At 74.9% G+C, this 696-nt stretch carries 2 protein-coding genes; both read right to left on the reverse strand.

Annotation, left to right across the window (positions count from 1 at the left end):
• On the reverse strand, nt 1–269 hold a 269-nt coding region (locus HW577_RS26035), incomplete at its 3' end, for a tetratricopeptide repeat protein (RefSeq protein ID WP_198378962.1).
• Nucleotides 269–696, reverse strand: a 428-nt coding sequence (locus HW577_RS26040) for a hypothetical protein (RefSeq protein WP_198378963.1), incomplete at its 5' end; no start/stop codon positions are given. The genes HW577_RS26040 and HW577_RS26035, both read right to left, overlap by 1 nt.

Genomic DNA, 696 nt, shown 5'->3' on the forward strand with positions numbered 1-696 from the left:
AGCCGCGCGATCAGCGCCTCGGCCTCCGTCCGGTTGCCGAGCGCGGCCTGCGCCTCGGCCGCGCCGGCCAGCGCCTCCGGGTTGCGCGGCGCGGTGGCGAGCACGCGCTCATAGGCGCGCAGCGCCAGGTCCGGCCGGTTCTGTTCCTGCCAGTGGCGTGCCTGCTGGAGAAGGATGCCGAGCGCACCGGGTGTCGGTTGCGCCGCGGCGGGACCCGCCAGCGCCAGCGCCGCCACGGCGCCGAGGAGGCTGGCCTTCAGCGGGCGCATCAGCCGCGCCCCCGAAGCCGGCGCACGGCCCTTCGCCGCAGCGATGCCATCACCGGCAGGCCGATCAGCACGCTGGCGCCGACCAGCAGGAACAGCACCGACCAGGGTTGCGATCCCAGGTAGTGGTTCGGCCAGAGCCAGAAGGGCAGGTTGCCGACCGAGTAGGTCGGCGCGGTGCGGAAGGATTCCGCGCCATCGGCGCTGAGCACCATCAGGTCGCCCTGCACGCGCGGGATGGTCGCCGGGTCGCGCAGCGCCTCGGCCACCGCCTCGATGCCCGCGGGCGTCGGCGCGGCGATGGCGAGCACCGAGCGACCCTCGCGCAGCGGCGACTGCGCCGCCGCGACGAAGCCGAGCCGTTCGGCGGGTGCCGCGAGCTGCGCCCGGATCGGAAGAGCAGACGGCTGAACTGCAGTCGCACCTGAAT

The organism is Neoroseomonas rubea, from assembly GCF_016106015.1.
In the GTDB taxonomy this organism is placed as follows: Bacteria; Pseudomonadota; Alphaproteobacteria; order Acetobacterales; family Acetobacteraceae; genus Neoroseomonas; species Neoroseomonas rubea.